Origin of the sequence: Sediminibacillus massiliensis (assembly GCF_900156915.1) — a bacterium.
GTDB classification, from domain to species: domain Bacteria; phylum Bacillota; class Bacilli; order Bacillales; family Amphibacillaceae; genus Sediminibacillus_A; species Sediminibacillus_A massiliensis.
Genome location: NZ_LT732535.1, coordinates 382,368 through 405,776 on the forward strand (window position 1 = coordinate 382,368; position 23,409 = coordinate 405,776).

Below are 23,409 nucleotides of genomic sequence, written 5' to 3' on the forward strand. Positions count from 1 at the left end.
ATGATGGTTATGCTATAATAAAAGCAGGAATGGCGGTAAAGGGGAACTTCTTATGTCCAAGTGGTATCCGAAAAACGGGAGAGTAATTCTTCATGTTGATATGAACAGCTTTTATGCTTCAGTTGAAATGGCTTATGACCCGACTTTAAAGGGAAAGGCGATTGCCATTGCCGGTAACCCTGAAGAAAGAAAAGGAATCGTCGTAACGAGCAGCTATGAAGCAAGGAAAAAAGGTGTGAAAACGACTATGCCTTTGTGGGAAGCTAGAAAGCTGTGTCCTGAGCTGACAGTTCTAAGGCCTAACTTTGACAGATATAGAACAGCATCAAGAGAAATGTTCAAAATCCTCGCTGAAATTACTCCTGTTGTTCAACCAGTGTCGATAGATGAGGGATACATGGATATCAGCGGGTGTTCTGAGCTTGGATCACCGTTGTTTATTGCTGATATGATCCAAACCAGGATACTTACTGAATTGGATTTACCTTGCAGTATCGGAATCGCCCCGAACAAATTTCTGGCTAAAATGGCTTCAGATATGAAAAAACCGATGGGCATCACTGTCTTAAGAAAAAGAGATTTACCGGAAAAGTTGTGGCCGCTGCCGATTGGGGAAATGTACGGGATCGGCAATAAAACAGCTGAAAAATTAAGCAAAGTAAACATTCAAACGATCAAAGATTTAGTTGAAGCAGATCCATATCTATTAAAGAGAATGCTTGGCGTCAACGGGGAGAGGCTCCAAAAGAAAGCGGAAGGTATGGACTCCAGTCCGGTCGACCCCGATGCCATCCATGATTTTAAGAGTATCGGAAGCTCCGAAACGCTTCCGATGGACACGACGGAAGAAGGGGAGATTGAAAAGCTCTTCAGAAAATTGGCCAAAAGCGTTGCGGCCAGGATGAATAGGAAGCAGGCAGTAGGAAAAAGTGTCCAAATCATGATCCGTTACCATGACAGGAAGACAGTAACCAGAAGAAAAAAGGTGGCGGAATACATCGATAAAGAAGAAGATATATTTTCGATTGGAGTGGAACTTTTCGAAAAGCATTGGAATGCTGAACCAATCAGGTTGCTTGGTATTACCATTCAAGATTTGGCAGAGAAAAAGGACGTTGCTCAACAGCTTGACTTGTTCACGTATCAAAAAGAAGCAGAAAAAGAAAAATTATATCAAGCAATCGATCGTCTAACCGAAAAGTATGGTGCAAATCCTTTCAAAAACTTACCGGAACAAAGAGAAGGATTCCAACCGAAAACAAGTTTTCAAAAAGACTTTTTGGATGACTACAAACGCCCATAACAAAAATGCCTTCTGACTCGAACAGAAGGCATTTTTGTTATGGGCGTTAATTAAGTGACCGCGGTATGATAGAAATCATCGGCCAGTTCGGCATTTGGAAAAACTGACCGCGCTTCACTTAGTAAATCGTTTTTGGAATCTCCTTGATACCTTGATGAAATGTGGGTTAAAATCAACCGTTTTACATTTCCGCTTTTGGCCAGTTTTGCAGCCTGCAGGGTAGTAGAATGATAATAATTATAAGCGAGTTCTTCTTCGCTTTCGCTGAATGTAGCTTCATGTACAAGTACATTGGAATTGTTAACGAATTCTGCCAATTCAGGCAGATAGCGGGTATCCCCTAAAATGGTCACAATCTTTCCAGGTTTATCTGGCCCGATAAAATCACTGCGATAGATCGTTTCACCGCTTTCCAGTTTGATTTCAGGGTTGGTTTTGATTTGTTGATAAATAGGACCTGGAGTGATTCCGGCTTCTTTCAGTTTTTCCGGTAGCAGTTGTCCGGGCTGATCTTTCTCCACGACACGGTATCCAAAACTGCTTAATCCGTGATCTAATTTTTTACAGAAAACCTGAAATCTTTCATTTTCAAGTATCAGACCTTCAAAAACTTCTTCTATATAGAGGGGATAGGCAAGGCTTGTCCCGCTTACCCGGAGACTGGTTTGTATAAAGTCTTTCAGTCCTGCCGGCCCGTAAACTGTAACAGGGGACGTCCCGCTTTGAAAAGATCTGCTGCTCAACAATCCTGGAAGACCGTAAATGTGGTCTCCGTGCATGTGTGTAATAAAAATTTTGTTTATCTTTCGTGGTTTGATTGCTGTATGCAAAATTTGATGCTGCGTGGCTTCCCCGCAATCAAATAACCAGATACTCTGCTGTTCCTGGAGGAGCTGCAATGCGATCGATGAGACGTTCCTTTCTTTTGAAGGCAGACCCGCTCCAGTACCTAAAAAATATAATTCCATTTTAACCTCCCGGATTTACATCCACCCGCGTACATATTGCTTTGGTGCTTCGATATCCTGTTTTAATTCATCTGCTGCATACTTCGCCCAGTATGGGTTTCTGAGCAATGCCCTGGCAATGAAAATCAAATCCGCCCGTTCGTTTTGCAGTATCTCTTCCGCCTGTATACCGGATTGGATCATACCTACAGCACCAGTAGGGATTGATGCTTGTGATTTAATCATCTCTGCTTTAGGTATCTGGTAACCCGGATAAGAGGATATTTTGGCAGGTACAACACCGCCAGTCGAGCAGTCGATAAGATCTATGCCCTGTTTCTTCATTTCGTGCGCGAAATAAACAAATTCTTTGTCAGAGTTACCGTGTGGATTATACTCGTCTGCAGAGATTCTGACGAAAACAGGGCCATCCCATGCTTTCTTCACTGCCTCAATTATTTCATATAGAAATTTATATCTGTTTTCCTTGCTGCCACCGTAATCGTCTTTCCTTTCATTGGTCAGAGGAGAAAGGAATTGATTGATCAAATAGCCATGTGCAGCATGTATTTCGATAATATCGAAACCTGCCTTTTTGGCCCTTTCCGCCCCTGATTTGAACGCCTCGATGGTTTCCGTTATATCTTGTTTTGTCATTTCTTCCGGCGTTTTATAAGCGTCACTGAAAGCGATCGGACTGGCACTGTATATGACTTCTTCGTCTTCCGCTTTTCTGCCGGCATGGGCCAGCTGGATACTGCTTTTTGAGCCATGTGCATGGATGCGGTCGCTGATTTTTTTCAATCCTTCCACATGGCTTTCATCCCATATTCCTAAGTCCTTGGAAGAAATCCTGCCATGTTTTTGGACTGCAGTGGCTTCCACCATGATCAATCCTGCCTGGCCGGCAGCGCGAGATTCGTAGTGTGTGATGTGAAAAGGATGAACAGTGCCATCTTCAGATTCAGAAGAATACATACACATCGGTGACATGACAATTCTGTTTTTAATTTCTAACTCACGAAAAGAGATTGGTGAAAAAAGTTTTGCGTTCATTTCTATGAATACCCCCTAACAGATTGTAAACTCAAAGATCGAAGAGACTGTCTCGCAGCTGCAATGCTCTATCCGGTACATCTGTGAATATCGCATCACTTTTCAGAAGAAAACATTTCCTCATGTGTGCCGTTTTGTTAACCGTATAAACTCTTACAGCCATATCCTTTTCTTGACACTTTGCCACAAGTTTTTCCGATAAAAGCCTGTATTTGATATGCAGGGCGTTTGCACCTAATTCCCTGGCATATTCAACCAAACCTTTTTTACTCTGTGAAGTTAACAGAGCTGTAGCTAATTTTCTATCAATATGCTTGATCCGTTCGATGCTGGCCGGGTTGAAGCTCGAGATTGTTGTCCTTCCTGCGACTTTGTATTTAATGAGGAGGTCATATACTCTTTTTTCCAGCTCTGGATAGTCGATTACATTATTTTTCAATTCTATATTCAATTGCAACTTCTTCCGGGAAGACCATGCGAGGAATTCTTCCAGGGACAAAATGGTCGTTCCTGTATATTTCGGCGAAAACCAGGAACCGAAATCTAGCTTTCTAAGTTGTTCATATGTATAATCTTTTACAAAACCGATTCCGCTGGATGTCCGGTTGACTTTTTCATCATGAATCAAAACAGGGATATGATCGCGTGTCAACTGGACATCCGTCTCAATCCCTTCAGCTCCCATCTCGAAGGCCGACTGGAAAGCTGGAAAGGTATTCTCCGGCGCATGTTTGCTGGCACCCCGGTGGGCGTAAACCATCGTGGACATCAAATCACCTCTTGTTAATCACATATTAGTTGAGGTCTAACACAGCACACCGACACTGCTATTAAATTGTGTTTCATTTAATAAGAAAAGTCAATTCTCAAGGGAGGGCATGGAAGATATGCAATCATGGCAAACCAAAAAACAAATGATCGAATTATTGAAGTCATTAATCAGATATCCCAGTATAACCGGAAGTGAAGATGAAAATGCTCTAGCAGAATACATACATTTCCTATTGAAAGACAAACAGTATTTCCGGAAAAACCCTGACCATTTAGGACTGCATCCTTTGAAGGATGGCAGACAGCTTCTTACAGCATTGGTCAAACAAAATGACCACGCAGACACGGTGTTATTGCTGAGTCACTTTGATGTTGTCGGTATTGATGATTACGGTTCTTTGAAAAACCTCGCCTTTCAACCGGGTGAATTAACAGAAGAGTTAAAAAAACGTTACGACCACCTTCCAGAATCAGTGCGTCAGGACCTGGACGAGGGTGAGTGGCTGTTCGGAAGAGGCACGATGGATATGAAATCGGGTTTGACTGTCCACCTATCGATGCTTGAAAAGGCGATGGAAGGTGAGTTTGATGGCAATATACTGCTGGTGACCGTGCCGGACGAGGAAGTCAATTCATTGGGGATGTTGACGGCCTTGCCAGTGTTGAAAAGATTACAGGACAGAGAAGCTCTGAATTACCGGGCATGCTTGAATGGAGAACCGATGTTCAGCAAATACCCTGGCGATAGGAAACACTATATATATTCGGGTTCTATTGGTAAAGTGCTGCCCGGATTCCTGTGCTATGGAAAAGAAACACACGTTGGAGAGCCGTTTGCAGGCTTGAATGCAAATTTGATGATAAGTTTTCTTTCCCAGGAACTCGAATTGAATGAAGCATTCGTAGAGAAAGTAGGGGAAGAGGTTACTCCTCCTCCAGTGAGCCTTATGCAAAGGGATCTTAAGGAGGAATATTCCGTACAGACACCTGTCTCTGCAGTATCCATGTACAATGTGCTTTATTTGAAACAATCGATTGATTCGATAAATGATAAATTGTTTCAAGCCGCTGAAACAGCAGCCCGTGCGATAGAGAATCATTTTGAAGAAAAAGTGGCTAAATTTGCGAAAGTTGCACCTGATTTTATCAAACCGGAATTCTCTGTAAAAGTATATACTTATAAAACCTTGTATGAAAAAGCAGTTGCCCGGTTAGGCAAAGACGAAGTGGAAAGAAGGCAAAATCTACTCATCAACCATAGGGAAGATAAAGGTGACCGAGACTTTTCCACACTTTTGGTACAAGAACTGGCAGCAATGTGTAAAGAGGATTGTCCCATGATTGTCTTATTTTACAGTCCTCCATTTTATCCGTCCGTCTCTTCTCAAGATGATGAATATATAATGAATGTAGTGAAAACTATTAAAAAGCACGCTGAACAGAGATACCACATTGACTTACAAGCGACAGAATACTTCCCAGGGTTATCTGATTTAAGTTATATCGGACCAGCCTCGTCAGGCAATAATCTGACATCTCTAACAGAAAATATGCCCTTGCAAAATAAGGGTTTTGAATTGCCGGAAGATGTTATGGAACAGATCACGATGCCTATCTTGAACGTCGGCCCGCTCGGCAGAGATCCACATCAATGGACAGAAAGACTGGAATTGAATTACAGCTTTGAATACCTACCGGAAATTTTGGTTCAAACCATCAAAAAACTGTTAGAGAAGTGACCTGATTGTCCCTCTCCCACTTGTTGGGCGAGGGTTTGTATTCTTCTTAGTAGGTGTGGGCGAGTAAATATCAAAATAAACGGTCTGGAGGCTCATTTTATATAAATGACTTTTTCCAGTAAATAAAGTAAAATAATGAATGAATAGCCATTCATTTAAAGGGAGGATGTTGTGGTGATGAAACACGATATTATACATCAAATAACGGTTCCTACACCTTTTCCTGTAGGAGATGTACATATTTATCTGCTTGAAGGGGATTCTCTCACCCTAGTGGACGCCGGAGTGAAAACAAAGCCGGCCTGGGAAGCTTTTTTGTATCAATTGGGGCAACTTGGCTATCAGGCGAAAGATGTGGAACAAATCATCCTGACCCACCACCATCCTGACCACACCGGATTCACTGACCAGTTTCCAAGACTAACTTCCATATACGGACACAAGCGGAACAGGGTTTGGCTGAACAGGGATGAAACGTACTTTGAAAGGTATGAGTCATTTTTTGCCCTATTGTACAGACAGTCAGGAGTACCTGACAAATATAATTCGTTTCTCCGGCGTCTAAGGGACCCTTTGAAAGTTGCAGGAAAAGGAGAATTGACAGGAGCTTTGAAAGAGGGGGATGTCATTCCTGGGCATCAGGATTTCTCGGTATTAGAGACACCAGGACATGCGCAAAGCCATCTTTCGTTTTTCAGAAAGAGTGACAAATCGTTTATCGGAGGAGATCTCCTGTTGAAGCATATTTCATCGAACCCATTACTGGAACCACCGGATTCTTTTGAAATGGACCGGCCTAAACCATTGTTGCAATACAGAGAGTCAATGAACAGGTGCCGGAAACTGGGCATAAAGACCGTTTATCCCGGCCACGGACCTGTCTTTGATGGAGTACAGGACCTAATCGATCTGCGATTGGAAAAACAAGAGCACAGGGCACAAAAGGTGCTGGATTTTATGGTAGGATCAGAATATACCGTTTATCAGGTTTGTGAAAAACTGTTTCCCAACCACATAGAAAAGGAATTTGGGCTGACTATGTCGGAAACAATTGGTCAATTGGATTTTCTTGAAGAAATGAAGAGAATTGAAAAGCGAATGATTAACGGTATATGGCTGTATACCAATACAGAATTTGACTAGATGATGGTGATTCAATGAAGCAGATTGCAGGCAAAAAAATACTCGTCACTGGAGCCTCTGGTGGATTAGGCAGAGCGATTGTATGGCAAATAGCGGCCCTCGGCGGCATCCCTCTGCTTGTCGCAAGATCGGAAAATAAATTGCGGGCCCTCCACGATGAGATATTCAACCGGTTCGGAATAGTCGGTGAATACTTTGCAGTTGATATAACAAACTCGGCTGACTGGGAGAGTACGCTTGATTTAATCACAGAAAAGCATCAACTTATTGATGGGCTTATTAATAATGCAGGCATCGGTTTTTTCCGCCTGGTAGGGGAAACAGAAATGACTGAGGCTGAATCCATGTTCCGGCTCAATGTTTTATCGATGATTCAAGCAACCCAACATTTCCTGCCACAATTTATCGAAAACAAATCAGGCCATATAATCAATATTGGTTCCCAGGCAGGGAAAATATCTACGCCGAAGTCTGCGGTCTATGGTGCCACCAAACATGCTGTGATAGGTTTCAGCAATGCATTGCGGCTCGAGACAGCAGAACAAGGAGTCATCGTGACAACAGTTAATCTTGGGCCTGTGCAAACGGGTTTTTTTGATAGTGCCGACCCGTCTGGGAACTATCAAAAATCTGTGGAAAAGTATATGCTTGATCCGGAAAAAGTGGCGGAAAAAATTGTAAAACATTTATTCACTAAGAAAAGGGAGATAAACCTGCCTCGCTGGATGGAGTTGGGTAGTAAGATGTATCAGTTCGCTCCCCGTTTCATGGAAAAGGTGTTAAACCGGCAATTCCACAAAAAGTAGTTTTTAATTGGCTTCTATCGCAAATAGAAGATAAAATAGTATTAACAAGAAGGAGGGTTCTTACCGATGAATCTGACAATGACTGAGCATGCGGCTGAAAAACTGACACAATTAATGCAGCATCCGCAGGATTTGCTCCTTGTGTTCTATGATACGGAAGGTTGTTGTGGAGTGAACGGGGTACCAACTCTTCGGTTCGTGAAAAATTTTACCGATGAACTGGAAGAAGTAATTTGTGATCGAATGTCGGCGGCTGTTATTTCTGCACAAAAAGTGTTTTTTGAAAAAAACATGAAATTGGATTTTGATGGAAATATTTTCCGTCTGTCGAGCCCGCAAGGTATGCTGAATCCGACCATCTCTGTGATGGAGATAAAGAAAGAGGTAATGGCATGAAGAAAGACCGTAAAACAAAAGATGGAAACAATACGCTGAAAGAACGTTTAAACCAGTCGCTCGTAGAACAGCTTCGTTCAAAAAAAAATGAATGGAAAGTAGCAGAAGAAAAAGAAAAAGAAACAGAGAGATTGAGAAAAATAGAAGAACGGAAGCAGCGGGAAGCGAATAAGAGTTTCGAAGAATTGTTGAAAGAAAGCGACATGGACTGGAAAAAATATAAATGAAGGTTTTAATTGAAAGGGGAGCTTGCTGATTATTTGCAAGCTCCTTTAATCTATTATCTGTGTTTTTCATATGTGACAGGTTTGGTGATTGTTTGAAGCTGTTCAAACAATTGCTTGTCGAGAGGTTCAGCTTTTTGACTTGAAAGATTTTCCTGCAATTGCTCCACCGAGCTGGCACCGAAAACCGCTGCGGCCATGGCTGGATGGTATAGGACGTATTGCAGGGCCAATGCAGTCAATCCCCGGGATGATTCAGGCAAACCTTTCAAAGACCGTATGATTTCTTCCAGTTCTTCGAAGCTGTAAGTCAGATAGCCCTCATTTCCTTTTTGCTCCACTTTTTGTTCTGCATGTTTGCTCAATATCCCTTTGGCGACCGGTCCTCTGGCAAAGACACTGATCTGATTTTCATAGAGGAAATCCAGCATTTCTTCTTCTGGTCTTCTGTCCAGCAAACTGTACTGCATCATTACACTCACTATATTGGAACGTTTCACATACTCCCTGATTACATTCGGTCTGATCGATGAAATTCCGTAATGACGGATCAACCCTTCCTCCTTTAATTCCTCGAATGCCTCTATGGTTTCATCGATAGGGTCTTCTATCGTCCCTCCGTGGAGTTGATAGAGATCGATATAATCTGTTCCAAGTCTTTTCAAACTATCTTTGGCCGCCTCTTTGATATATTTTTTGGACGGATCCCAGTACCAGTCACCTGTTTCTCTGCTCCAGTGGTTACCTGCTTTCGTGGCCAAAACGATCTGCTCTCGTTTCCCTTTGATCGCTTTCCCTACAATGCTTTCATTCTCGCCGAAATCATACAAGTCTGCAGTATCAAGATAGTTGATTCCAGCATCCAATGACTGATCGATGATATATTCAGCCTTTTTTTCTTCTGTACCAAGTGACATACATCCCAGTCCTAGTTCTGATACGTGTAAATCTGAACTCCCTACTTGTCTTTTGTTCACGATCATTCCTCCTCAGTCTGTTTTCTATTATTTTAAAGAAATGTCATTCCATATAACAACTGAGATGATTTATATATTTCTATATTGGTGTTAAACTATTTTAGATATAGATAGATGAAAAGCGGACAGGAGGAAAAGAAAATGAAAAAGTTTGAAGAGAAGACAATCAGCACGGAAAAAATATTCAGCGGGAAAATTGTCGAGCTCCAAGTCGATGAAGTTACTCTCCCTGACGGGAAGACATCCAAGCGGGAAATCGTCAAACATCCGGGAGCAGTGGCTGTCATTCCGGTGACAGAGGATAACAAACTGCTTCTTGTGGAACAATACAGGAAGCCATTGGAAAAAAGTCTTGTTGAAATTCCGGCGGGAAAGTTGGAACCTGGCGAAGATCCGGATGCTTCAGTGGTAAGAGAGCTTGAGGAAGAGACTGGTTATACGACCGAGGACATGACTCTGCTAACTTCTTTCTATACTTCACCCGGATTTGCCGACGAATTGGTTCACATCTATTTGACCAAAAGCCTGATTCCATTGGAAGAAAAAGTGGCCGGAGATGAGGATGAATTCGTGGAAATCCTGGAGGTGACACCTGAAGAGGCAGATAAAATGGTTGCTGAACAGCGGATCCATGATGCTAAGACAATTTATGCTCTGTTATATTTAAAATCACAAGGGTGGAAATAGCTTGTCACTCACAACGTTTTTTGCAGACTTGCACATTCACATAGGAAGAGATCTTCACAACAAGCCGGTTAAAATAACAGGGGCCAGAAGTTTGACACTGACGAATATATTAATTGAGTCGAGTCAAAGGAAAGGGATGGATATCATCGGGGTGATCGACAGCCATGTTCCGTCGGTCCAAGCGGAATTGGAAGATTTGATTCACGCTGGAAAAGCGGAGGAACAAGCTGATGGAGGAATCCGATTTGACCGGACTACCCTGATACTTGGATCGGAAATTGAAATCTATGACCGATTTTGCCAGGGGCCTGTACATGTTTTGTGCTTCTTTCCAACCTTATCGAAAATGAAGGAATTCAGCAATTGGCTGCAAGGTAAAATGACGAACATCAACCTTAGTTCCCAACGCTATTACGGGACTGGGAAAGAGTTGCAATACAAAGTCAAGGAATTGAGTGGGTTGTTTATACCTGCCCATGTTTTCACGCCTTTCAAAAGCTTGTACGGCAAAGGTGTTAAAAAAACGCTTACGGAAGTTTTCGATAAGGATTTAATCGATGCAGTCGAATTGGGGTTGAGTGCTGATACAAAAATGGCCGATCGCATAAGTGAATTGCACCGTTATACTTTTTTAACTAATTCGGATGCCCATTCGTTGGCGAAAATCGGCAGGGAGTATCAGAAATTGGAATTGAATGAACCGACCTTTCAGGAGTTGGTTCTGGCTATTCAGGAAATAGATGGAAGAAAAGTGTCGGCAAACTATGGAATGAATCCCTTGCTGGGTAAGTACCATGTTAGTGTCTGTGCTAATTGTCTGGAGCCCGTGCAGACATCGGAGCCATGTAAAAGTTGCCAAGGGAATAAGTGGATAAAAGGAGTTTCCGACCGTATTGATGAACTTTCGGACAGTGACCATACAATATCACGAAGGCCTCCCTATATCCATCAAGTCCCGTTAGAATACTTGCCAACGCTTGGACCGAAAACAATGGATAAGCTGCTTGAAGCATTCGATACCGAAATGGATGTCCTTCATAACACTACTAAAGAAGAACTAGAGAAGGTAGTTTCCGAAAAGCTTGCACAAGCAATCATTGCCATGAGGTCCGGCAAGCTGCCGGTTATACCGGGAGGAGGGGGGAAATATGGCCGTGTAAAGTTATGAATGCTTCTACTTTTTGGAGGTCTAAAAAAGAGATACCGCTCATAGATTTGAGTTATAGAAGTTGTTTTCAGGAGAAATGAGAGCCTGTTAACTTCTGACTCATTTCAAAAATTGGGGGGAGTCTCATGTATAAGACGAGAAGCGTTTATACGAACCATATTAAAGAACATTCAGTCATCTATTTTTTTATGGCTATTCTATTTCTGACCGGGATCGTTTTCGGAGCGGTTATTGTCAATAGCATGAATTTTGTCCAGAAACAAGATTTGTTTTTTTATTTGGATCGTTTTTTTGGTCAATTGATCGAGGGATCTTTGACTGAAAAAACACAAATATTGAAAGAAAGTTTTTCTTATCATATCAAGTATTTGTTGTTCTTATTTATTCTGGGGCTGTCGATTATCGGTATGCCTGTAATTTGGATCATGCTGTTCGTTAAGGGTATGGTTGTAGGTTTTTCGGTCGGGTTCTTCGTAAATCAGATGGGGTGGAAAGGACTTATTTTCGCAGCAGCATCGATTGCTCCGCAAAATCTTCTGATTATACCCGTCTATCTAATAGCCGGCAGTCTTGCAATGATTTTTTCCACTGCACTGCTGCGGAAGTTATTTTCCAGGAGGCTCCAGCAGCCCGTATTGCAACCGTTTATGAGATACAATGTTTGTTTTTTAGTACTTGCTGGTTTTGTCGGAGCAGCTTCCTTTATCGAATCCTATATTGCGAAACCGGCTATGCAGGTAATAATTGAATGGATTTATTTATAATAATTATAAATAAATAATTTTTATCGAAAGTTATTTATAATTATTTTAATTTGACACCTGTTCCATGTCTGCTTATAATTAAGGTGGTTATATGAGGGAGGGATGGGACATGGAACATCGAATCGATCGAATCAAGAAACAACTGCATTCTCAGAGTTACAAATTAACCCCCCAGCGAGAGGCGACAGTACGAGTCCTGCTGGAACGGGAAGAAGATCATCTGAGTGCTGAAGATGTCTATCTCCTGGTTAAGGAGAAAGCGCCGGAAATCGGACTTGCTACTGTTTACAGGACATTGGAATTATTATCGGAACTGAAAATAGTCGATAAAATTAATTTCGGTGACGGGGTTTCCCGTTATGATTTGCGTAAAGAAGGAGCTGCGCATTTTCATCACCATCTTGTCTGTATGGAATGTGGTTCGGTAGAAGAAATAGTGGAAGATTTATTGGATGATGTCGAAAAGATAGTCCAGAAAGATTGGGGATTTAAAGTAAAAGACCATCGTCTGACTTTTCATGGAGTATGTGCGAAATGTCAGGTCGAAGCTGCAGAAAAAAGCAAAACATCTTGATGTGAATAAACCCTTCTCTCGAATTCTTTCTATCTGTTAATCAATCGATGAGTATAAATTCAAACGGTTTTGGCATATCTTGTTAGTAAAAAAGTTGTCCATTTTTTACAAAGGAGATAAGATCGATGAGACCGTTTATGTTCCTGATCAAAGATGTTGTGAAAGTGTTTATCATATTTACAGCCTGTACACTTTTGTTTTACTTCGGGTTAAAGGCCATGCATGCAGAATATGAAGACTATCATAGATATGATGCACCAGAGGGAAGAGCCGTCAAGGTGTTCAACAGCAATGAACAAGACTTGGTTGACCGTTTGTCTATATTTTTCAGGCTGGGGGAGTAGCATCTAAATGAAAGATGAAATGAAAGACTTTTATCATTATTTGAAAGTGGAAAGAGGATTATCGGATAATACGCTGCAATCCTACCAGAGGGATTTAAAGCATTATTTTTTGTTTTTAACGGAAAATCAAAAGCTCGATAATTGGAGAAGTGTCACAAGAAATCATATCATGCAATATTTATACGAGTTAAATGATCAGGGCAAATCTTCCGCAACCCTTGCCAGGAATTTATCTTCCATAAGATTGTTCCACCAGTTTCTGGTCAGGGAATATCAACTGGGTACAGATGCCAGTTTACATATAGAAACACCAAAAAAAGAACGTAAGCTCCCTAAGGTCCTTTCATCGAAAGAAGTTGACCTTCTTTTGTCTTTGGATGAGAAGGATCACCTTGCTGTGAGAAACAAAGCAATGTTGGAAATGTTGTATGCCACTGGTTTGCGTGTATCTGAGCTGCTATCATTGAAGCTGTCTGATGTTCATCTTACAATGGGGTTTGTCAGATGCTTTGGGAAAGGGTCCAAGGAACGGATTGTCCCGTTGGGAAACATGGCAAAAGACTCGGTCGAAAAATACATCATGACGAGCAGATCTTCTTTATTGAAAAAGAAGAAAACAGACGCATTGTTCATCAACCATCATGGCAACCCTTTGTCACGTCAGGGTTTCTGGAAGATATTGAAAGCGATTGCCAGGGAAGCGGGCATCGAAAAAGTAATAACACCGCATACGCTGCGACATTCTTTTGCTACCCATCTCCTCGAAAATGGGGCAGACTTAAGATCCGTGCAGGAAATGCTCGGTCATTCTGATATATCTACGACACAGATTTATACACACGTTACCAAAGCCAGATTGAAGGATATCTATCAAGCCTATCACCCGAGGGCATAGGCATTATTTTTTGTTGAGATGTCTGACATCCTACAACATGCTATTGGTGGCATAATCGGTGCTAATTATGGGAAAGTAACTTATAGGAGGGTTAACTATGAAACAATTTAAAAGGATTTTCTTGATAGTAATGGATTCGGTGGGCATTGGCGAAGCTCCGGATGCCATCCAATTCAATGATAAGGGAGCAGACACACTAGGACATATCGCCGAGCATATGGGCGGATTGAAAATGCCAAATACAGGCCGCCTTGGCCTAAGCAACATCAGGGAAATCAAAGGGATTGAAAAAGCAGATCCGCCTATAGCCCATTATACAAAGATGCAGGAAGCTTCAAGTGGGAAGGATACGATGACCGGACATTGGGAAATCATGGGATTGAAAATCGAACAGCCTTTCAGAACATTTCCGGACGGTTTTCCAAGCGAGCTGCTTAATGAACTGGAAGAAAAGACGGGCAGGAAAATAATCGGAAACAAACCAGCTTCCGGTACGGAAATTATTAAAGAGCTGGGCGAAGAACACATGGAAACTGGCTCTTTGATTGTTTATACTTCTGCTGACTCCGTGTTGCAGATAGCTGCACATGAAGAAGTCATTCCTATAGAAGAACAATACCGGATTTGCGAGATTGCCAGGGAATTGACTTTGGATGAGAAATACATGATTGGACGGGTCATTGCCAGACCATTCATCGGTAAGCCAGGTGCTTTCGAGCGAACAGCCAATCGCCATGATTATGCTCTTAAACCATTTGGGCGGACAGTAATGAATGAATTGAAAGATGAAGGATTTGACGTGATTGCACTGGGTAAAATTTCGGATATTTATGATGGCGAAGGAGTGACAGAAGCAATCCGGACGGTGAGTAATGATGACGGGATGACGAAGCTTGTTGAATCAATGGATAAGGACTTCAATGGTCTTAACTTTTTGAATTTGGTTGATTTTGATGCCAAATACGGTCACCGCAGGGACCCTCAAGGGTACGGAGAAGCTTTGGAAGCTTTCGATGCAAGACTTCCGGAGGTCCTTGAAAAGTTGGAAGAAGATGATTTATTGATTATCACAGCTGACCACGGCAATGATCCAATCCATCATGGTACAGATCATACTAGAGAATACGTGCCCCTTCTTGTTTACCATAATGGAATGGAATCAGGAAAGGAATTGGAGTTAAGAGAAACCTTTTCCGATGTCGGTGCAACCATTTCGGAAAACTTCCAAGTCAAAATGCCTGAACATGGCCTTAGTTTTTTGAAAGATATTGATGAATAAGGGGGACGTTGAAATGGACGTGAAAAAAATAAAAGAATCTGCGGATTATATTAGTGGTAGAGTGAACAATATAGAACCAACAATAGGACTTATCCTTGGTTCTGGCTTGGGTGTACTTGCTGATGAAATCGAGAACCCCATCGCTATATCGTATAAAGATATTCCCCATTTTCCTGAATCCACAGTAGCGGGACACAAAGGCCAGCTTGTAGCAGGGGAATTGGAGGGACAGACAGTTGTCGCCATGCAGGGACGGTTCCATTACTATGAGGGATATACCTTGGAACAAGTCACCTTTCCGGTCAGAGTGATGAAGCAACTTGGCATCGAACAACTCTTTGTCACCAATGCTGCAGGAGGAATCAATGAAAGCTTTGAACCGGGAAATCTTATGCTGATTACAGACCACATAAACAATCTGGGTGACAATCCATTAATCGGTCCTAATGACGAAGAGCTCGGTCCAAGATTCCCGGATATGTCGACTGCATACGACAAAACGCTTATCGATCACGCCAAACAAAGCGCTGAAAGGCTGAATTTGGATGTCAAGCAAGGCGTCTATGTAGCTAACAGTGGACCCGTTTATGAAACCGGGGCAGAAGTCCGGATGCTCAGGGTGCTTGGAGGGGACGCAGTCGGCATGTCCACCGTACCTGAAGTTATCGTTGCAAGACACATGGGAATACGGGTTCTCGGCATTTCCTGCATTTCCAATATGGCGGCAGGAATATTAGATCAACCGCTTTCCCATGACGAAGTGATCGAAACAACCGAAAAGGTCCGTGGAGATTTTCTCTCATTTGTGAAAGAAATTATCAGGACGCTACCTTAAACCGGAGAGGGGTTTATATCGATGAGAATGGTTGACATCATTAGCAAAAAAAGAAACGGCGATGAATTAAATGAACAGGAGATAGCATTTTTTATCGATGGATATACAAAGGGAACTATTCCAGATTATCAAGTCTCGGCTTTGTTGATGGCCATCTATTTTAACGGCATGACGGAAAAAGAAACCGCAACTTTGACGCAAGCCATGGTCGATTCTGGAGAAACCATCGACCTCTCCAAGATCGAGGGCCATATCGTTGATAAACATTCTACCGGCGGTGTCGGTGACAAAATTACTTTTATAACAGGTCCACTGGTTGCTTCTGTTGGGGTACCGGTAGCCAAAATGTCCGGAAGAGGTCTTGGCCATACGGGTGGCACCTTGGATAAATTAGAATCGATAAGTGGCTTCAATATCGAGATGACAAAGGAAGAATTCATTCAGAATGTAAATACTAACAAGCTGTCTGTAGCCGGTCAAACCGGGAATCTAGCTCCCGCTGACAAAAAGTTGTATGCGTTGAGGGATGTGACAGCCACCGTTGATTCGATTCCATTGATTGCTGGATCGATCATGAGCAAAAAACTGGCTTCCGGTGCGGCTAGTATCGTTTTGGATGTAAAGACCGGTTCGGGTGCATTCATGAAGACTCTTGAGGAATCAAAGGAACTGGCTCGGGAAATGGTCAATATCGGGAACAACCTCGGAAGAAATACAATCGGCGTGATCAGCGACATGAGCCAGCCGCTTGGTTATGAAGTCGGCAACGCAAACGAAATCAAAGAAGCGGTCGAAGTCCTTCAAGGGAAAAAAGTAGATGACTTAAGAAGGCTCGGATTGGAACTTGCTGCTCATATGACTGTTTTAGCCGGTGCTTTTTCCGACTATGAACAGGCCTATCATAATCTGGAAGCCAATCTTGATAATGGGAAGGCGTTCCAGGCATTCCGGACATTCGTAAAAGCCCAGGGAGGAAATATCGAGATGATTGATGACCTTTCAAAACTCCCTAAGGCCAAGTATGATGTCGAAGTGAAAGCCGAAACAGATGGTTATGTTTCAGAAATCGATGCAGAGGCAATCGGAATTGCGGCTATGTATCTCGGTGCTGGAAGAGCGACAAAAGATGATGAAATCGACCATTCTGTCGGTGTGACACTAATGAAGAAAATCGGTGACCCTGTCAAAGCAGGAGAGCCGCTTGTCGTCCTGCACAGCCAAACAGAAAACCCGGAAGACTCCGTGGCCAAAGTGCAGCATGCATACAATATAACAGCCGAGGAAACAGCGCCTATCGAATTAATTTATGAAGTTATAAAATAACCGGCCATGCCGGTAGGGAAAGACCCAGGAAAACCTGGGTCTTTTTTGTTATAAAAAAACTTTTCATGGAAAAAATATGAATACTAACGTTTTGGAGGTAATGCCATGAAAAGAATTCCTTTAGTGTTTCTTGTTATATTTACTTTCTTTACTGCAAGTTTAATCCAAGTGGAAGCAGAAGAAACGAATACCAAAGCAGAACAGGAACAAACACCAGATCAGCTGAACTTGGCAAAAAATTCAAAATCAGCTATCTTGCTTGAAAGAGACACGGGCAAAATACTATACGAAAAAGAAGCCCATAAACAAATGCCGCCGGCAAGTATGACTAAAATCATGACATTGACGCTCATTATGGAAGCGTTGGATGAAGGAAAAATAAGTCTTGATGAAAAGATACGGATAAGCGAATATGCTGCTTCCATGGGTGGCTCTCAAATCTTCCTGGAAGCAGGGGAAGAAATGGTCGTGCAGGACCTATTGAAAGGTGTCGCCGTTGCCTCGGGCAATGATGCCAGTGTGGCCCTTGCAGAAAGAATTGCCGGAAGTGAACAAGCTTTTGTGAAAATGATGAACAATAAAGCAAGGGAACTGGGACTTGAAAATACACGCTTCCAAAATCCCACCGGTTTGCCTGCCGAAGGGCATTTCAGCACCGCCTACGACATGGCTGTGATGGCAAAAGAACTTTTGAAGCATGAAGAAATTACGGAGTACACAAAGATATATGATGATTATCTGCGAAAAGGAACAGATGACGAATTTTGGCTTGTAAACACTAACAAGTTAGTCAAATTCTACCCTGGTGTAGATGGATTGAAGACGGGATATACCTCTGAAGCAAAATATTGCTTGACCGCTACTGCCAAAAAAGACGATATGCGGGTTATCGCAGTGGTTCTCGGCTCTGATACAACGAAAAAGCGGAACAGCGATGTAACACAAATGCTCGACTTTGCTTTTAATCATTTCGACACAAAAAAATTGTTCGAAAGCGATCAGCCGGTATCAAAAATAAAGCTCCTTAAAGCAGATGAAGAAAATATCGATATTGTAACAGAGGAATCGATTTCGGTAGTGTACAAAAAAGGCGAGGAACTAAAAGGATATACGACAAATGTTCAAATTGATGAAAACCTTACCCTTCCTTTGAAAAAAGGCCAGCAAGTCGGCAAAATAGAAGTGATGAGAGACGGGAAGGTGTTATCAGAGACACCGCTTGTTGTCAACAAAGATATCCAAAACGCGGGATATTGGAAACTATTTAAACGAACCTTTCATGAAATGGTCAAAAAAGGATGAAAAACACTTTAATTTGCGGTTTAACACTTCTTTTGTCACACGGCAGGAATTGAACCGGCAAACAGAGAAATGGTTACCTACAGAAACGGCAAGGAGGAATCTGTAGTGAGCCTAACAGTCGACTTTACTACCAAAAAAAATGTTCTATTAGTCCGCCTCTCAGGAGAACTTGATCATCATGCTTCTGAAGAGCTGAGAAAAGAATGGAAAGAGGCCATAAGAGCTTCTGAAACAAAGCATGTCATTTTGAATCTTGGTGATTTGTCGTTTATGGACAGCTCTGGTCTGGGCGTCATACTTGGAAGGTATAAAGAGGTCATGCAAATTGGCGGGGAAATGATTGTTTGTTCTATTTCCCCGGAGGTAAAACGGTTGTTTGACATGTCTGGGTTATTCAAGATTGTCCGTTTGGAACAAAATGAAGAATATGCATTGCTTAGTCTGGGGGTGGCCTGATGAGAAATTCCATGAACTTGCAATTTTCCAGCTTAAGTTCAAATGAGTCTTTTGCCAGGGTGACAGTTGCTTCGTTTGTTGCACAATTAGATCCTACGATGGACGAATTGACCGAATTGAAGACAGTTGTGTCGGAAGCGGTGACTAATTCGATCATCCACGGATATAACAACGAGCCGGATCATCCCATCTATATTTCCTGTGTTCTGGAGGATGATGGCATCGAGTTGATTGTAAAGGATGAAGGCATAGGCATCTGGGACATTAACGAAGCTGTCCAGCCTTTGTACACTTCCAAACCGGAACTGGAAAGATCAGGAATGGGCTTCACAATTATGGAAAATTTTATGGACAAGGTGGAAGTATTTTCAACTCCTGAGGAAGGCACCACGGTTAAACTGTATAAACAACTAAAAAAAAGTAAAACCTTGTGCAACTAAGGAGCTGCCTATGGAAATAGAGCTGAAGAAATCTCAAAAGGATGCTCAGTTGACAGATGAAGAAGTAAAACAATTGATAAACTCCAGCCAGAACGGTGATCAATCAGCAAGAGATATGCTGGTGGAAAAGAACGTAAAACTTGTCTGGTCTGTAGTTCAGCGATTCATTAACAGAGGGTATGACCCGGACGACTTATTTCAAATCGGCTGTATCGGCTTACTGAAATCGATTGATAAGTTTGATTTGAAGTATGAGGTGAGGTTCTCTACTTACGCTGTCCCGATGATTATAGGTGAAATTCAACGGTTTATCCGCGATGATGGCAGTGTGAAGGTAAGCAGGTCACTGAAGGAAACAGGAAATAAAATCAGAAGGAAAAAAGACGAACTGACTAAAAAGCTTGGCAGAGCACCTACAGTCAATGAAATCGCAGAAGAACTGGAACTTTCTCCTGAAGATGTCGTTCATGCTCAAGAAGCTGCTAAACTGCCGCATTCTATTCACGAAACCGTTTATGAAAATGACGGGGACCCGATAACTCTTCTTGATCAAATAGCCGATCAGGATACAAAATGGTTTGATAAGATTGCATTGCAGGATGCTATCCGTAACTTGGAAAAGAGAGAAAGACTGATTGTTTATTTACGTTATTATAAAGATCAGACGCAAGCAGAAGTCGCAGAACGACTGGGTATTTCACAAGTGCAGGTCTCACGGTTGGAGAAGAAAATCCTCCGGTATATAAAAGACCAAATCGGTATTTAGAAAAGAGCGGCCTTTGGAACATTTCAAGGGCCGCTTTTTTGCGTGCTTAACGTTTATGCATGTTTCTCGGGCAGCTGACCCATAATAAAAGCAACCAGAAAGAAAGGAGACACATCATGAAAGGCATTGTTTATTTACGGTTGAAGAAAAAACTTGTTGTGAAGCCAAACGCATCTCTCCGTCTCAAGGATATCGCTTTTTTGTCTGGAAATGATGATGTCAAACATCTCCTGGAAAAGGTATTTATTTATAAGGTAACCCCGTCTGATGACAATGTGTCCATCATCGATGTATTTCATGTAATAGAGCGCCTGAATAATTTATACCCTGAAATTGAACTTCAAACCATCGGGCCTACTCAGATAATCTTGAACATACAAACTGCAAGAAAAAAAAATCCCATAATGATGGTCATTGTCATTTGGCTTTTACTATTTGTCGGCGCCGCAATGGCGATAATGAATTTTCATTACGATGTCAGTATGCAGGCAGTGCAGCAAAAACTGTATTATCTTTTGACAGGTAGATCGAGTGAGTATCCACTTTGGATCCAAATTCCTTATTCTCTTGGTTTGGGAATCGGAATGATTCTCTTCTTCAACCATCTCTTCAAGAAACGATTTAATGAAGAGCCCAGTCCATTAGAAGTAGAGATGTTCAAATACCAGCAAGACCTTGATAGCTATGTAACTTATCATGAAAATGAGTTGAACAGCAAAAATGATTCTGATACTAATTGAAGTATTTATCGGATTTGCAGCAGGTCTGACTGTCGGGGCTGGATTTGTGGCTTTCCTGACAGTATTGGGAATAATACCCAGGCTTATTCAATTAAGTAAGACTAGTAAATATGTCAAAAGTTATGAAGCGGCAGTTATATTGGGAGCCATGTTTGGAGTCTATCTATCCTTTGTGGGAGTGCCATTGAATGTATCTATTCCTGTAACAATAGTCTGGGGGTTGCTGCACGGCGTGTTCGTCGGTATGCTTGCGGCTGCGTTGACAGAAGTTCTCAATGTTTTTCCGGTACTTGCAAAACGGATCGGCATGGAGAACAGTTTATTATGGCTGTTGATGGCGCTTGTATTCGGGAAAGTTTTTGGATCGCTGTTTCAGTGGATAATTTTTGTTAAATGAAAAATCCAGGCAGGTATGAGAAAGGAACAAACCGATGGAAGAACCGAAAAAAGTGATCGTCATCACAGATGGCGATGCTTATGCAAGAAAAACTATTGACTATTTGTCAAAACAGCTGGGCGGCACTTGTTTAGCTTATTTGTCCGACAATCCGACCCATGCATCCTCATACCAAGTAATCAAGGCAGTATTACGGGCAAAGAAAGAACCTGTCTATGTTTTGATTGATGACGCCGGGGCCACCGGAGTAGGGGCAGGGGAAAGGATTTTACTCGATATGGCTGAACATCCAGGTATCAAAATCATCGGTGCCATTGCTGTTGCGGCCCATACCAAAAATGCCGAGTGGTCACGATTCACGTTCGCCATCGACCAAGATGGAGAGTTAATACCAAACGGGATCAGCAAGGAAGGTATTCCTATACCTGAGGTAGGAAGGATAAATGGTGATACTGTTTATGTATTGGACCAACTAGACCTTCCCTTGATAATAGCAATCGGAGATATCGGAAAGATGCAGGGAAAAGATGACATAGCAATCGGCTCGCCCATAACCAGAAAAGCAATCGAAATTATTATGGAAAGAGGTGGCTGAAGTTGACAGAAACCAATGAAAATGCCCCGGTAAAATCGGAAATAGAAAAAAATCAAGCATACATGGAAGAACGGATAGGTGTAAAAGCTTCTTACGATGTAGGCTTCAGGGAATTGTCTATTCTTAAAAAGAAAATCCATCTCTACTACTTGACCGGACTGGTAGAAACTCCGATTATCGTTGAATTGATAAAGAAAGTTCTCGAAATTAATGATCTTCATTCCACTTCTTCAAAAAGCAAACTGTTCCATGTAATAGAGAACCATCTAGTTCATCAGCAGGTCACCAAAATCACATCGATGGATGAAGCTGTGGACCAGATTCTGACCGGTTTAGTTGTCATTTTCGTTGAAGGTGAATCAGAAGCCTTTGTCATTGATGTGAGATCCTATCCAGGGCGTACTCCACAAGAACCCGATACTGAAAAAGTAGTCAGAGGATCGAGAGACGGCTTCACGGAAAATATTGTCGAAAATACGGCGCTTGCCCGCCGAAGAATCAGGGACGAACGGCTAAGACATGAAATGTTGAAGGTTGGCGAAAGGTCAAAAACAGATATTTGTATTTCCTATTTGAAGGATGTAGCAGACCCTGGACTTGTCAAACTGATTAAAAACGAGCTGAAGAACATTGAAGTCGACGGAATCTCGATGGCAGATAAAACAATTGAAGAATATTTGGTTCATCAAGGTATGAATCCGTTTCCTCTTGTTCGATACACCGAGCGGCCTGATGTAGCGGCTGCCCATCTTTTGGAAGGCCATGTTATTGTATTGGTCGATACATCACCAAGTGTAATTATTACGCCGACCACTTTTTTTCATCATGTACAACATGCGGAAGAGTACAGGCAAGTACCGATCATCGGGACATTTATCCGGTGGATAAGGTTTTTAGGCATCCTGTCTTCTGTTTTTTTGCTTCCCCTATGGCTTGTATTCGTCCTGGAACCCAATCTGCTACCGGAAAACCTGGATTTTATCGGGCCTAATGACGAAGGTAACATTCCAGTTGTTTTGCAACTGATCATCGCCGACATCGGTATTGAATTTTTGAGGATGGCTGCCATTCATACGCCGACCCCTCTTTCTACAGCAATGGGTTTGATTGCTGCTGTTTTAATTGGCCAAATTGCCATAGATGTAGGACTATTCACGGCAGAAGTCATATTGTATGTGTCAATATGTGCAATTGGATCTTTTGCTACACCGAGTTATGAATTAAGTGTTGCCAATAAATTGTCCAGGGTCATTTTGCTTGTCATTACAGCAATGTTCGGAGTTAATGGTTTGGTTATTGGTTTCACCTTGTACTTGTTGTTGCTCGCAAGTACCAAATCATTAAATACACCATATTTATGGCCTTTTATTCCTTTCAATGCCAACGCATTGATGCAGATCATTTTCCGCGTTTCCGTGCCGATCACGAAAAAAAGACCGAGTATTGTCCATCCTCGTAACAGCTACAGGCAGCCTTAACTAA

27 protein-coding genes are annotated in these 23,409 nt (G+C 42.1%); 23 read left to right on the forward strand and 4 right to left on the reverse strand.

Features of this window, described 5'->3' with window-relative positions:
- Positions 1-52 precede the first annotated feature (52 nt).
- Complete coding sequence (locus tag CZ434_RS02575; RefSeq protein ID WP_077621650.1) at positions 53-1,303, forward strand: DNA polymerase IV; 1,251 nt, start codon at positions 53-55, stop codon at positions 1,301-1,303.
- 50 nt (positions 1,304-1,353) lie between these two features.
- Here the strand turns inward: CZ434_RS02575 and rnz are convergent, their stop codons facing one another.
- The 3 genes from rnz to CZ434_RS02590 are packed head-to-tail and all read right to left on the reverse strand — an operon-like array spanning position 1,354 to position 4,075.
- Positions 1,354-2,271, reverse strand: a complete 918-nt coding sequence (gene rnz, locus CZ434_RS02580; RefSeq protein ID WP_077621651.1) for a ribonuclease Z — start codon at positions 2,269-2,271, stop codon at positions 1,354-1,356.
- 15 nt (positions 2,272-2,286) lie between these two features.
- On the reverse strand, positions 2,287-3,306 hold the full coding sequence (namA, locus tag CZ434_RS02585; RefSeq protein WP_077621652.1) for an NADPH dehydrogenase NamA: 1,020 nt from the start codon (positions 3,304-3,306) through the stop codon (positions 2,287-2,289).
- A 31-nt stretch (positions 3,307-3,337) separates the two neighbouring features.
- On the reverse strand, positions 3,338-4,075 hold the full coding sequence (locus CZ434_RS02590; RefSeq protein WP_077621653.1) for a glycerophosphodiester phosphodiesterase: 738 nt from the start codon (positions 4,073-4,075) through the stop codon (positions 3,338-3,340).
- Positions 4,076-4,193: 118 nt separating this feature from the next.
- On the opposite strand from CZ434_RS02590, the gene CZ434_RS02595 reads away from it, so the two are divergent.
- From CZ434_RS02595 to CZ434_RS02615, 5 genes are all read left to right on the forward strand, one after another.
- Positions 4,194-5,816 carry a M20/M25/M40 family metallo-hydrolase gene (locus CZ434_RS02595; RefSeq protein ID WP_077621654.1) on the forward strand — a complete coding sequence of 541 codons (1,623 nt, stop codon included), beginning with the start codon at positions 4,194-4,196 and terminating at the stop codon, positions 5,814-5,816.
- 177 nt (positions 5,817-5,993) lie between these two features.
- Positions 5,994-6,959: an MBL fold metallo-hydrolase gene (locus CZ434_RS02600; RefSeq protein ID WP_077625047.1), complete on the forward strand. Its 966-nt coding sequence runs from the start codon at positions 5,994-5,996 to the stop codon at positions 6,957-6,959.
- A 14-nt stretch (positions 6,960-6,973) separates the two neighbouring features.
- Entirely contained in the window at positions 6,974-7,765 is a 792-nt protein-coding gene (locus tag CZ434_RS02605) for an SDR family NAD(P)-dependent oxidoreductase (RefSeq protein ID WP_077621655.1), read from the forward strand.
- 66 nt (positions 7,766-7,831) lie between these two features.
- Positions 7,832-8,161 carry an iron-sulfur cluster biosynthesis family protein gene (locus tag CZ434_RS02610; protein ID WP_077621656.1) on the forward strand — a complete coding sequence of 110 codons (330 nt, stop codon included), beginning with the start codon at positions 7,832-7,834 and terminating at the stop codon, positions 8,159-8,161.
- Complete coding sequence (locus tag CZ434_RS02615) at positions 8,158-8,388, forward strand: YqkE family protein (protein ID WP_077621657.1); 231 nt, start codon at positions 8,158-8,160, stop codon at positions 8,386-8,388. Before CZ434_RS02610 ends, CZ434_RS02615 begins: the two co-directional genes overlap by 4 nt.
- Before the next feature lie 53 nt (positions 8,389-8,441).
- Here the strand turns inward: CZ434_RS02615 and CZ434_RS02620 are convergent, their stop codons facing one another.
- On the reverse strand, positions 8,442-9,362 hold the full coding sequence (locus tag CZ434_RS02620; RefSeq protein WP_077621658.1) for an aldo/keto reductase: 921 nt from the start codon (positions 9,360-9,362) through the stop codon (positions 8,442-8,444).
- A gap of 141 nt (positions 9,363-9,503) precedes the next feature.
- On the opposite strand from CZ434_RS02620, the gene CZ434_RS02625 reads away from it, so the two are divergent.
- From CZ434_RS02625 to CZ434_RS02705, 17 genes are all read left to right on the forward strand, one after another.
- Positions 9,504-10,049 (forward strand): NUDIX hydrolase, encoded by a 546-nt coding sequence (locus CZ434_RS02625; protein ID WP_077621659.1) that lies wholly within the window; start codon positions 9,504-9,506, stop codon positions 10,047-10,049.
- A gap of 1 nt (position 10,050) precedes the next feature.
- On the forward strand, positions 10,051-11,217 hold the full coding sequence (locus CZ434_RS02630) for an endonuclease Q family protein (RefSeq protein ID WP_077621660.1): 1,167 nt from the start codon (positions 10,051-10,053) through the stop codon (positions 11,215-11,217).
- Between the two features lie 125 nt (positions 11,218-11,342).
- Positions 11,343-11,981, forward strand: coding sequence for a stage II sporulation protein M (gene spoIIM, locus CZ434_RS02635; protein ID WP_077621661.1), 639 nt, complete (start codon positions 11,343-11,345; stop codon positions 11,979-11,981).
- A 109-nt stretch (positions 11,982-12,090) separates the two neighbouring features.
- On the forward strand, positions 12,091-12,555 hold the full coding sequence (gene fur / locus CZ434_RS02640) for a ferric iron uptake transcriptional regulator (protein WP_077621662.1): 465 nt from the start codon (positions 12,091-12,093) through the stop codon (positions 12,553-12,555).
- Positions 12,556-12,680: 125 nt separating this feature from the next.
- The gene (locus CZ434_RS02645) at positions 12,681-12,899 is read left to right on the forward strand and encodes a YqzK family protein (protein ID WP_077621663.1); all 219 of its coding nucleotides are present in this window, start codon (positions 12,681-12,683) and stop codon (positions 12,897-12,899) included.
- Between the two features lie 7 nt (positions 12,900-12,906).
- Entirely contained in the window at positions 12,907-13,794 is an 888-nt protein-coding gene (gene xerD, locus CZ434_RS02650) for a site-specific tyrosine recombinase XerD (RefSeq protein WP_077621664.1), read from the forward strand.
- Between the two features lie 97 nt (positions 13,795-13,891).
- On the forward strand, positions 13,892-15,073 hold the full coding sequence (deoB, locus tag CZ434_RS02655) for a phosphopentomutase (RefSeq protein ID WP_077621665.1): 1,182 nt from the start codon (positions 13,892-13,894) through the stop codon (positions 15,071-15,073).
- Between the two features lie 13 nt (positions 15,074-15,086).
- Entirely contained in the window at positions 15,087-15,908 is an 822-nt protein-coding gene (locus CZ434_RS02660; RefSeq protein ID WP_077621666.1) for a purine-nucleoside phosphorylase, read from the forward strand.
- Between the two features lie 21 nt (positions 15,909-15,929).
- Positions 15,930-17,231, forward strand: coding sequence for a pyrimidine-nucleoside phosphorylase (locus CZ434_RS02665; protein WP_077621667.1), 1,302 nt, complete (start codon positions 15,930-15,932; stop codon positions 17,229-17,231).
- 105 nt (positions 17,232-17,336) lie between these two features.
- Positions 17,337-18,533 (forward strand): D-alanyl-D-alanine carboxypeptidase family protein, encoded by a 1,197-nt coding sequence (locus CZ434_RS02670; RefSeq protein WP_077621668.1) that lies wholly within the window; start codon positions 17,337-17,339, stop codon positions 18,531-18,533.
- A 105-nt stretch (positions 18,534-18,638) separates the two neighbouring features.
- The gene (gene spoIIAA / locus CZ434_RS02675; protein ID WP_077621669.1) at positions 18,639-18,989 is read left to right on the forward strand and encodes an anti-sigma F factor antagonist; all 351 of its coding nucleotides are present in this window, start codon (positions 18,639-18,641) and stop codon (positions 18,987-18,989) included.
- Positions 18,989-19,429 carry an anti-sigma F factor gene (gene spoIIAB, locus CZ434_RS02680; protein ID WP_077621670.1) on the forward strand — a complete coding sequence of 147 codons (441 nt, stop codon included), beginning with the start codon at positions 18,989-18,991 and terminating at the stop codon, positions 19,427-19,429. Before spoIIAA ends, spoIIAB begins: the two co-directional genes overlap by 1 nt.
- A gap of 10 nt (positions 19,430-19,439) precedes the next feature.
- Positions 19,440-20,195 carry an RNA polymerase sporulation sigma factor SigF gene (gene sigF, locus CZ434_RS02685; protein WP_077621671.1) on the forward strand — a complete coding sequence of 252 codons (756 nt, stop codon included), beginning with the start codon at positions 19,440-19,442 and terminating at the stop codon, positions 20,193-20,195.
- 116 nt (positions 20,196-20,311) lie between these two features.
- Positions 20,312-20,935: a stage V sporulation protein AA gene (locus tag CZ434_RS02690; protein ID WP_077621672.1), complete on the forward strand. Its 624-nt coding sequence runs from the start codon at positions 20,312-20,314 to the stop codon at positions 20,933-20,935.
- Positions 20,916-21,332 carry a stage V sporulation protein AB gene (locus CZ434_RS02695; RefSeq protein ID WP_077621673.1) on the forward strand — a complete coding sequence of 139 codons (417 nt, stop codon included), beginning with the start codon at positions 20,916-20,918 and terminating at the stop codon, positions 21,330-21,332. The genes CZ434_RS02690 and CZ434_RS02695 overlap by 20 nt, the downstream gene beginning before the upstream one ends.
- Before the next feature lie 34 nt (positions 21,333-21,366).
- Complete coding sequence (gene spoVAEA, locus CZ434_RS02700) at positions 21,367-21,927, forward strand: stage V sporulation protein SpoVABEA (protein ID WP_077621674.1); 561 nt, start codon at positions 21,367-21,369, stop codon at positions 21,925-21,927.
- A gap of 62 nt (positions 21,928-21,989) precedes the next feature.
- Positions 21,990-23,405, forward strand: coding sequence for a spore germination protein (locus tag CZ434_RS02705; protein WP_077625048.1), 1,416 nt, complete (start codon positions 21,990-21,992; stop codon positions 23,403-23,405).
- Positions 23,406-23,409 lie beyond the last annotated feature (4 nt).

Excerpts from the sequence above, each read along its gene's own strand:
- deoB (WP_077621665.1), top strand. The coding sequence starts at position 13,892 with ATGAAACAATTTAAAAGGATTTTCTTGATAGTAATGGATTCGGTGGGC.
- namA (WP_077621652.1), bottom strand. The coding sequence starts at position 3,306 with ATGAACGCAAAACTTTTTTCACCAATCTCTTTTCGTGAGTTAGAAATT.
- CZ434_RS02690 (WP_077621672.1), top strand. The coding sequence starts at position 20,312 with ATGAAAGGCATTGTTTATTTACGGTTGAAGAAAAAACTTGTTGTGAAG.
- CZ434_RS02665 (WP_077621667.1), top strand. The coding sequence starts at position 15,930 with ATGAGAATGGTTGACATCATTAGCAAAAAAAGAAACGGCGATGAATTA.
- CZ434_RS02605 (WP_077621655.1), top strand. The coding sequence starts at position 6,974 with ATGAAGCAGATTGCAGGCAAAAAAATACTCGTCACTGGAGCCTCTGGT.
- fur (WP_077621662.1), top strand. The coding sequence starts at position 12,091 with ATGGAACATCGAATCGATCGAATCAAGAAACAACTGCATTCTCAGAGT.
- CZ434_RS02695 (WP_077621673.1), top strand. The coding sequence starts at position 20,916 with ATGATTCTGATACTAATTGAAGTATTTATCGGATTTGCAGCAGGTCTG.
- CZ434_RS02600 (WP_077625047.1), top strand. The coding sequence starts at position 5,994 with ATGAAACACGATATTATACATCAAATAACGGTTCCTACACCTTTTCCT.
- CZ434_RS02670 (WP_077621668.1), top strand. The coding sequence starts at position 17,337 with ATGAAAAGAATTCCTTTAGTGTTTCTTGTTATATTTACTTTCTTTACT.
- CZ434_RS02610 (WP_077621656.1), top strand. The coding sequence starts at position 7,832 with ATGAATCTGACAATGACTGAGCATGCGGCTGAAAAACTGACACAATTA.
- CZ434_RS02705 (WP_077625048.1), top strand. The coding sequence starts at position 21,990 with ATGGAAGAACGGATAGGTGTAAAAGCTTCTTACGATGTAGGCTTCAGG.
- CZ434_RS02615 (WP_077621657.1), top strand. The coding sequence starts at position 8,158 with ATGAAGAAAGACCGTAAAACAAAAGATGGAAACAATACGCTGAAAGAA.
- spoIIAB (WP_077621670.1), top strand. The coding sequence starts at position 18,989 with ATGAGAAATTCCATGAACTTGCAATTTTCCAGCTTAAGTTCAAATGAG.
- spoIIM (WP_077621661.1), top strand. The coding sequence starts at position 11,343 with ATGTATAAGACGAGAAGCGTTTATACGAACCATATTAAAGAACATTCA.
- spoVAEA (WP_077621674.1), top strand. The coding sequence starts at position 21,367 with ATGGAAGAACCGAAAAAAGTGATCGTCATCACAGATGGCGATGCTTAT.
- rnz (WP_077621651.1), bottom strand. The coding sequence starts at position 2,271 with ATGGAATTATATTTTTTAGGTACTGGAGCGGGTCTGCCTTCAAAAGAA.
- sigF (WP_077621671.1), top strand. The coding sequence starts at position 19,440 with ATGGAAATAGAGCTGAAGAAATCTCAAAAGGATGCTCAGTTGACAGAT.
- CZ434_RS02595 (WP_077621654.1), top strand. The coding sequence starts at position 4,194 with ATGCAATCATGGCAAACCAAAAAACAAATGATCGAATTATTGAAGTCA.
- xerD (WP_077621664.1), top strand. The coding sequence starts at position 12,907 with ATGAAAGATGAAATGAAAGACTTTTATCATTATTTGAAAGTGGAAAGA.
- CZ434_RS02660 (WP_077621666.1), top strand. The coding sequence starts at position 15,087 with ATGGACGTGAAAAAAATAAAAGAATCTGCGGATTATATTAGTGGTAGA.
- CZ434_RS02625 (WP_077621659.1), top strand. The coding sequence starts at position 9,504 with ATGAAAAAGTTTGAAGAGAAGACAATCAGCACGGAAAAAATATTCAGC.
- CZ434_RS02575 (WP_077621650.1), top strand. The coding sequence starts at position 53 with ATGTCCAAGTGGTATCCGAAAAACGGGAGAGTAATTCTTCATGTTGAT.
- CZ434_RS02590 (WP_077621653.1), bottom strand. The coding sequence starts at position 4,075 with ATGTCCACGATGGTTTACGCCCACCGGGGTGCCAGCAAACATGCGCCG.
- CZ434_RS02645 (WP_077621663.1), top strand. The coding sequence starts at position 12,681 with ATGAGACCGTTTATGTTCCTGATCAAAGATGTTGTGAAAGTGTTTATC.